This window comes from Methylorubrum podarium (genome assembly GCF_022179745.1).
GTDB lineage: Bacteria > Pseudomonadota > Alphaproteobacteria > Rhizobiales > Beijerinckiaceae > Methylobacterium > Methylobacterium podarium.
Genome location: NZ_BPRD01000181.1, coordinates 1 through 9,297, shown reverse-complemented (window position 1 = coordinate 9,297; position 9,297 = coordinate 1). Strand labels below are relative to the sequence as shown.

The 9,297-nt window shown below is 71.9% G+C and carries 2 protein-coding genes; both read left to right on the top strand.

Going from position 1 to position 9,297, the window contains the following annotated elements; all coding sequences use genetic code 11:
- Nucleotides 1-490: 490 nt before the first annotated feature.
- Complete coding sequence (locus MFF42_RS09680; protein WP_238255546.1) at nt 491-9,079, top strand: hypothetical protein; 8,589 nt, start codon at nt 491-493, stop codon at nt 9,077-9,079.
- A gap of 8 nt (nt 9,080-9,087) precedes the next feature.
- The coding region (locus tag MFF42_RS09675) for a hypothetical protein (RefSeq protein WP_238255545.1) at nt 9,088-9,297 on the top strand (210 nt) is incomplete at its 3' end.

Sequence of the window (9,297 nt, the reverse complement as noted above, 5' to 3'; positions counted from 1 at the left end):
GACCAACGCCCATTCGTCGTCGGATACATCAGACGGGTCGGCTTTCCGGGATTGGCTCATGACCCATCATCTGAGCCACCCGGCCGACAGGTCCATAACAGCCTCTAGGCGTTGCAGGGTAACTTGCGGATCACATGTTTCAATGAATATGAATTTTAATGAATGATACATTTTGTCTCTGTGCGATCGTCCGGATTTGTTGAGATCGCTGATTTTAACAGATGTTCGCGTTACGCCTACTTTCGACCGTCCGGCCTCTCGTTGCATCCTCTCTTGCCTACATCACCCAAAATTCCCGTAGCCAACCGGAGATTGATTTGTAATCTTGAGTTTAATCGTCTTGGGGTTCTCGGCTGAGCGGGCGTCCAAGAGGTGGCTGGGGGTGGCAATGACGGCAGACGGAGGAGGCGAGACAAGGCCGGAGCCTGGGTGCGCTCGATCAACAACTGCGCGCGTCACGAGGCGTACAGTCCTCGGCGGCGCGGCCTCCTTGGTCGCCACGAGCGCGATCGGAGCGGCTCAGGAGGCGGCCTCCCCGGATTACCGACTCGCCTTTCAGGATGCCGGGCGCCGCGACGCCGTGGCCCTGCTCGATGCTAACGACCGGGTACACCTGACCTGGCGGACCCGCGACTTCGGCGACGGCGCGACCTTCTCGATCGACCGCGCGAACATCCCGCGGATCGAGCTGACCGGCAAGGCCAAGGAAGCCGGGATCACGGTCCCGCGCACCAGCGGCGACATCCAGGAACTCCGCTACGTCCCGGGCCGGTGGACCCTCACCGTCACCAGCGCTTCGCTGCCCGACCCGAGGGGCCGGACGTTCACAATGACGTTCGTCATCGAGCGCCCAACGCCGCAGGCGCCCTGGACAATCCGCCTTTCATCGACGGGGTGGTGGGATGGGCGCGAGGACCTGACGTTCGGGAGGATGCTCCTCGATACCTTCCTCGCCCACGACCCCAACGCGCCCGCTCTGACGGGACTCCTGGCCGAGATCCCCGAGCGCCGCGCCGGCCCCGTGCTCAAAGGCCTGTTCGGACCCCGCATCGAGGGAAGGGGGTCGCTCCGCCTGCAACTCAACAGAGACTTTACCTGGCGCCTGGAACCGAAAGACCGGGCGACGGGCGAGTTGTACATCCTGCACGTCTTCCTGACCTTCCGCCGGCTCGACGTGCGGCGCCTGTTCCGGGAGGGCGAGGACAGGGACACCGGTGCCAAGACGGACATGCTGCTCTTCGACGCGGAAGCGCCGCCGGGGGCCGGACGGGGCACCACGCTCGGCCTCTACGGGACCGTCGGCGGCATCAAGGCCGAGGATGCGTTTCCGATCTTGGAGCGCCCGCAGGGGCGCGCCCCGGTCCTGGGCTTCGTCGCCGGCAGCCGCGACGGCGCCGGCGGCTCGGTGGCGGTGCGCGTGCGCTTCGACGACGCCGTTCCGCCCCGCCTCGCCCAGGATCTGCGGGCGAGGCTGCGCCACTGGGGCGATCCGGAGCGGACCGTCGCCGGCTGCATCCTCCAGTCGAACGGGAAGGGCCGGATCGGGACGGTGGCGGTGGTCACCCGTGAGGCTGGGGCCGAGCGCGCGGACGCGGCCTTCGACGTCGCGGACATGGAGATCGTGCGCCAGGGCGAGCCGGGCCGGCCAGTCAGGACCCGGCTCCGCTTCGCCCCCGTGGCGAAGGACCACCGGGTCGCGACGGGCCTCGGCGTCTACGACGTCGCGGCCCTGCCGCCGCTCAGCCCGCGGCCGGGCTCCCCGGGCCGGGTCGAGCCGATCGAGGTCGTCACCGCCGATACGGGGGGCGACCGCACCCTGCGGCGCTTCTCGGCGCGCCTCGCCCTGACCCATGCGGCGATCCCGCTGCCCGAGCGGTACGACGAGGCCGGCCCCGGCAGCCCCCGCCGGCAGCGGCACACCTCCCGGCTCGACTTCGACGCCGCGGAAGCGTTCTTCCACATCCCGCTCGTCGAGGCACCGCATCCGGGCTCGGCGGACGCGGTCATCCCCCTCGGCCTGCCGGGTCCGGTCCCGAGCCACGGCGAACTCGCCCTCGACCGCGCCCGCCTCACGGTCATCCGGCCCGACGACCTGCTCGCGCTCAAGTTCCGGTTCGCCGATCTCGTGCTGACCCTGCCCTGGCGCGGCGCCGGCGGGTCGCAGGCGCGCCTCGCCCCACGCGGCGGCCGCTCGCCGGCCCGGGCGGCGCAGCCCGATGCCGGCGTGCGCCCGATCCCGTCCCGCGACGCGCGGCCGCTGCTCGCCGTGGAGTTCCCACCGCAGCACGTCTTGGAGCAGGCGGTCTTCCGCCAACTCCCCGAGCCCGTCACGTTGCCGGAGCTCGTGCCGGCCAAGGACGCGGAAGCGTTCGCAGCCCACTTGGCGCTCCTTGGCCGGCCGAAGCGGTGGCGCGGCCTCCCGGTGGACGGGACGCTGGCCTCCCAGCGCATCGAGGCCCGCAAGGCCCTTCAGGCCCTCAACGACGTTTCCGGCAAGCGGGCGGCCGTCAAGACGCTGATCGAGCGGTTCGCCGAGGCGGCCGCCGCCCGGACACTGCCCAAGGAACAGCGGCTCTATGCCGGGTCGACTTTCCTCGATCCGGATGCGCGGCGGCTCGCCGAGGCGATCTGGCGCGATCTCGTCAGGCCCCCGGTCGAGCCCGAGCCGCTCTGGCCGGACGTGACGCTGCTGCGGGACGTGCGCCAGCGCGTGCTCACGGAGGCGGGACTCTCCAAGCCCGAGGATCTGTGCAAGCCCGACCGGGACTTGGACGTGGCCGCCCAGGATGCGATCCTGCGCGAGAAGGACCGTCGTGATGCCGGCTTCGCCGCCTTCCGTCACGCCTATCACCGGCGCTACGAGGCACTGGTGGCGGGCGACACGGCGCAGAAGCCGGATCCGGCCGCCGCCGATTACCGCGGTCGCGACTGGCTCACGCGGAATAAGGCCCTGCTGGGTCCGGACTTGCTGCAGTTCGTCAGGGACTCGATCTCCCCCGCGGGGCGGATCCCGCTTCCCGCCGAGGCGCGTCTGTCGGGCCCGAGCCGGATCGTGTTCCGCATCAATCCCGACGACCACGAGGGCGAGCGGGCGGGAGGAGCGATCCCGTTCTCGCTCGAGGGGCTGACCAACTGGGCCAGCATGGACATGGCGGTGGTGCGCCGGGCGGAGCGGCTCATGGCGCTGCCCCTCTCCGGTCGCCTGCCGCCGCGCTGGCAGCGCGAGGTTCTCGCCGACGACGCCGCGATCCTGACCTTCCAGGGCTTCACCCGCGCCGACCGGCCCACCCGCGCCGCCGACGCCAAGGATCTGGGGCGGGAGAACCGCAACGTCAGCCGCGTGAGCGCGGCCGAGCGGCTCGCCGAGGTCTACGAGGCGTCCCGCCACGAGCCGGGCCCGTTCGAGACCGCCCTTGAGCTTCCCGCCCGCCTGTTCCTGTCGCCCGCCCAGACGGCGACCTGGAAGACGCCGTCGGCCGCCGTCCGGCGCGCGATCGCGCCGGCCGGGGCCGCCCTCGCGGAGGTCCAGCCGCTCTGGACGGCGAGCCTCGTCGACGTGGGCGAGGACGCGGGCGTGCGCGCCGTCTGGTCGCCCGACTTCCGGCCAGCGGCCCTGCTGTCGACGGATGGGCCGGGCTCGCCCCCGCGCGGGCCGTGGAAGCCTTGGGCGATCCGGCGCGGGCTCGGGACGCGCAGCGACCTCGCCGAGCTCGAGGAGCAACGCTTCCTCACGGGCCTCGACGCCTACGACCGGCACGAGGTCGTGGCCCTGAGCTCGGTGCACGGCCTGCCCGTCGCCGGGCGCTGGAAGGCCGGGGGCGCCCTCGACACGAAGGGCAGCCAGATCGAGCCGCCGCCGGGCTTCCGCCTGCGCGACATCGAGCGCACCACCGGGGACGGGCAGCTCGCGGGAGCGGACCTGCGGGACTGGACGGCGATCTACCAGCCGCGACCACTGTCGGTGACGGAGCTGTCGCTCAGCGCGCTGGGCGGGTCGATCAACCTCGACACGACCTTCGTCCCGCCGGCCACCGCGCGCACGAAGGCGGGCAACCTGTTCGATGCCTTCTCGGTCGAGCGCTGGCGCCAGCGCACGGTGCTCGGCCGCGATGTCGTCGTCGAGGTGGTCTACAAGGGCTTCCTGTTCCCGCTCGGTCACACCGCCAGCCTCGTCAAGCTCACCGAGAGGCTGATCGTCGACGCGGGCGACGGCGCACCGACCGCCGTCCTGATCCAGCGCAAGTTCCTGAAGGTCGGGGACCCGGTCAAGACCTACCCCGCCGAGGGCCAGCCCAACCGCAGCCGGCGCTGGTCCTGCCAGGAGCTCGAGATCCTCACGCTCACGACGCCGGATCTCATCGATCCCGTCGCGGACCTGCGCGGGACAGCGGACTGCCCCGGCGGGCCGCTCGAGGTCGAGGATGTCCTGGCGAGCGGGCGGCTGACCTTCACCGGGCCCGGCGCCACCGGCCTCTGCTTCTGGCCCCGGGTCGCCGGCCGTGCCGGCGCCGAGGTCTGGTTCGAGATGCGCGTCACCGGCGAGGCCGTGCCGCTGCGCCTGCCGCTCCTGTTCGTCGACAACCAGGCCGCCAACGACCCGGCGACCGTCGCGGCGGTGGTGAAGTATTACAACGACCGGGTGCCGGATGACGGGACCAGAGCCGGGGCCGGTCCGGTCCGCCGCCTCGACCGCCGCGGCCAGCCCGTGCGCATGGCCCCCGAGACGAACCCCGGCGACACCACCTACGAGACCGCCTGGTGGACCGTGGAGGCCGAGGGGCGCGAGAGCCCAGCGCCGCGGGCGGGCGACCCCGACGCGCTACGGAACGACCACTACATCCGCAGTCCTCTGATGATGGGCCGGGACCAGCCGCCCTTCTATCCGCTCGTCGCGACGGCGTCCTGCCGTCTCACCCAGGCCGAGCGGCTCTCCGGGAGCGGCCCGATCTGGCGGACGGTCGCTTACGATCCGTTCTATGTCCGCGCCGGCTTCGGGGAGGACAGCCCGATCGCGGGCGGCGAGACGAAGAACGTCCCGGAAGCTTTCCTGGTCGTGCGGGACAAGGTCCACAAATTGGAATTCGCCGGCCGGGGCAACCTCGCCGGCGGCGTCGCCCATCCCAACATGAACATCGTCGCGCTCTCGCGGCGCTACGGGCCCCTCAGCGTCAACGCCGCGCCGCCGAGTGCAGCCCCGCTCCCGCCCGGAGAAACCGCCCCCGAGGCCCGTCCCGTCGCCACCTCCTACCTCACCGCCAACGACGGCAAGAGCCCGTTCGATGCCGGGAATCCGTTGAAGGCGATCCTTCCCGACGACGCCCGCCTGCTCGGGCTCGTGTCCCTGGCGGACCTGCTGAAGGTCGCGGTCGGCCAGATTGCGAACCGGCATCCCGAGCTGCGCGAGGTGGTGGATTACGGCTCGCGGACGCTGCGGGAGGGCGCGCGGGAGGCGCGTGCGCTCTTGCGCGACACGGTGATCCAGCCGCTCAAGGACATCATCACGGCGGTCGAGGCCAAATGGGCCGAGATCGCCGCGCGGCAGGCCGGAGAGGGATCGACGACGGCCAGCCTCGGCAAGGCCTTCCCGCAGATCGGCGAGGCGATCGGGGCGCTGCGCGGGAGCCTCGAGAAGTGCCTGAACGCGGGCACGAGCGACGCGGAGTTCATGGCGAACCTCGCCGCCACGCAGGCGGCCGGGCAGCGGCTGATCCGGACCCTCGACGCGATCGCGCAAGATCCGCTCGCGTCGATGTCCGACCAGCAGCTCGGCATCATCCGCGAGCTGAAGAGCCGGTTCGACTCCGTCCTGGCCCTGGTGCGCGGCCTGACGAACGACCTGAAGTCGCTCCCCGGCCTGCTGCTGGGGCGTCTCGTCGCCCCCCTCGTCGCGGAGGCGGGCGCCGCGGTGCGCCGCTTCCTCGTCACCGTGCCGATCCCGGCGGAGGCGGCGGCGCTGCGCGCGAAGGTGTCCGGGCAGGTGGACTTGGCCGTGCGCGGCGCGCTGGCGGAGGCGCTGTGCGTCGGCGCCGTGACGAATCCCTGCACGGTGCCGGTCGACACGCTGGGCGCGCGTCTCGCCGCGCTGCCGGTGTCAATCACGACGAAGCTCGAGGCCGCCGCCAAGGACCTCGACGACGATCCCGATCTGAAGGATGCGCTCGATCGCCTCGTCACGCGGCTGGCCGACACGCAGCTGCCCGCGGCCGTCGGGCCGATCAAGGACGCCCTCAGCGGCTTCGACCCCGGCGGCGCGCTCGACAGGGAGCTGGAGACGCTGCGGGGCAGGCTCGAGGAGCGGTTCGTCACCCCCGCCGTCGCGCCCCTGCTCCAGGTTCTCGGGGCCGGGACCCTGAGCGCCGCGCCCGCGCGCATCGAAGAGTTGGCGCGGATGCTCTCGGGGGACGTCCTCCTCAGGGATCCCGCCGCCTTCCTCCGGGAATTGAGCAAGTTCCTGCCCCCCGTGGCGGCGCTCCTCGCCAGGCTCGACGAGTCCGCGCGGATCGGCGAGATCGGCGCGGCGTGCACCGCCCTCCGGCAAGGCCTGTCGCGGACGGCCGACGCCGTCCTCCCGAGCGCGGACGACATCGACGGGCTCGCCGCCTGCATCGGGCGCCTGAAGACCTCGACCGGGTCCGGCGCCTGCACGGTCACGGCCAGCGCGACGTTCAGCAGCGCCGCCCTCGCTGCGTTGAAGACGCTGCAGGAGGCGGAGCAGGCGGCGTCCGGTTCGGATCGGGAGGCAATCAAGCGTGCCCGGGACGCATTCTTCGCCACGGCAGGCGCGCTCGCGGACGCGCTCGCCGGCTTGGCCGATGTCCGTCGCGAACTCTCGGCCCTGCTGGCGGGCGGCCAGACGGGCTGTGTCGTCTCGGGCGCCGACCTTCCCGCCGCGATGCGTCGCCTCGCGGGCGCGCAGAAGCTTCTCGTGCTCGCCGTCATGGCGTTCGGCCGGCAGGCCGCACAGGCGCAAGGCGCCCTCGAACCGATGCTCCTCGCCGCCGACCAGACTGCCAGGCAGAAGGCCAGGGAGGCGATCGCGGCGCTGCTTGACCTGGCGGCCGGAGGCGTGCGCACCGTCGCGGCCGTGACGGCAATCAAGGCGCCGGACGCGCTCGCGGGGGTCCAGGCCGCCCTGAAGGAGGCGGGGGACGCTCTGGAGCCGCAGTTGCCCGCCGTCGCCGGGGAGCTGAAGGCGGCAGCCGGCCGGATCGGCGAGGCGATCCAATCCGCCAAAACCGAACAGACCGCTCTCAGGGATCTCGCCAACGCGCTGGACGCCGCCGCCGACCGGATCCGCACGGCTCAGCCCGCCGCGCTCGCGGATGCGGCGAAGGCGGCGAAGACCGCCCTCGACGGCGTCGCCACTCGGATCGAGAGCTTGCGCAAGACGGTCCTCGCCGTCCTGGAGCAGCACGCGCTCGACCTGCTCACGCGGCTGGCGGCGCAGGGCGAGGCTCGGCTCCAGGACGCGCTCAAGGGGATCGTCACGGCCCTTCAGGCGTCGCTCGACGGCCTCGTCGCGTTCTACGCGGCCGTGACGGCGCGCCGGACCGAGATCGCGGCCGCGGTCGCGAAGGCGCGGGCCGAGACCCTGCTCGTCGACAACCTCCTGCGCAGCCTCGAGACGCAGCTCGGCGTGGACGATCTCTTCGTCGTCGACACGGTCGGCGGCGCGAAGCAGGACCGTCTCGCGCGGGAGCAGGATCTCGCGAAGCAGGCCCGCGACGCCGCCAAGGACGGCAAGGCCGCCGCGGTCTTCGCGGCGCTCGACGCGCTCGGCCAGATCTGGGCGGCCCCCGCGCTCGTCGAGCTGGTCGAGCGCTTCGGCCGGATCGACGCGTCGCAGCTGCGCGTCGCCCTCGTGCGCGCCCTCGACCTGCGGGCGTTCCGCCACGAGATCGAATCCCGCATCCGCGAACTCATCCCCACCCGCGCCCGGTTGTCCTACGACCTCGACGGCGAGCTCGACGAGTTCCCGAAAGGCGGCAACCCCTTCCTCAAGCCCGAGGGCGGCGCGAGGCTCGCGATCCAGACCCTGGCCGAGGTCGATCTGCTCGACGCGGCCACACCGGCGAAAGTCACGGTCACCGGCTCGGTCGGCCCGTTCAAGATCAACCTGATCCCCGGGATCTTCGAGGCGGTGACGATCGGCTTCCGCGGGCTCACCTTCACGGCGGGCACGGGGCGGTCGCCGGATTTCGACGTGCGGTTCGGACGGACGGAGGTCGGCAAGGACGCGCGGTTCCTGGACGACCTCCAGGCCTATCTCTCGCCGCGCGGGGGCGGGCTCAAGGTCGGGCTCCTGGCGGAGGAGCCCGGGATCGAGGCGGCCTACGGGGTCAATCTCGGCAGCTTCGGCGTCGGCACCCTGAGCTTCTCGAACGTGGTCCTGTTCGCCGGCGCGGAGCTGCCGTTCCAGAACAGCCCGGCCCGCTTCCGGGTCTCGATCGGCCGGCCGGAGGCGCCGTTCCTGATCTCCTCGACGATCTTCGGCGGCGGCGGCTATCTCAGCTTCGTCACGGACACGCAGTCGGGCTTCAGGTCGTTCGAGTGCTCGTTCGACTATGGTGGCGTCTTCGCCTTCGGCTTCGGCCCCTTGAGCGGCAACGGGCAGGTGACGCTCGGGCTCTACGTCAGAATCGGCGCGACCGCGGAGGATTCCGAACTCGGCGGCACGTTCATGGCCCGGGGCTCCGCCTCCATCGCCTGCTTCGGCTTCTCGACCTCGCTCTTCGTGCGCCTGAAGCAGCAGGGGCGCGGCGGGCCGGTCAAGGGCGAGGCGACCTATACCTTCTCGTTCTCGCTCGGCATCGACGACATCGAGTTCAGGGTCCGGGTCAGCAGCGACCAGGGCACCAAGATAGGCTCGCAGCAGGGAACGGGAACGGCCTCGCTTCCCTCCGACCTCCTGCCGCCCTTCGCCCGCGTCGAGTGGGCCGCGATGACGCCCGGCAAGAAGCCCGCAAGCCCAGCCCCGAGGCCGCCGCGCCTCAAGGTTGCCTCGCGGTCGCAGCGCGCCGACTGGACGGGCTACCGCGACTACTTCGATGCCGGTCTCTCCCCCTGCCAACCGATCTGAGGGGCGGCATGCCCGACGACACCAACCATCCCCCCATTCCCGTCGGCGTCGGTGTCCGGATCGTGCCGGCCGGAATCGTGTCGCGGGCTCGGCGCCGCTTCCTGCGCGCGGCGCTGATCCTCTCGCCCGTCGCGCCCGACCGCCGGAACGTCGGCAGGACGGTCGATCTCCGGCAATGGCCGGAGCTGATCGAGCGCGACCTCGCCGGCGCCGATTTC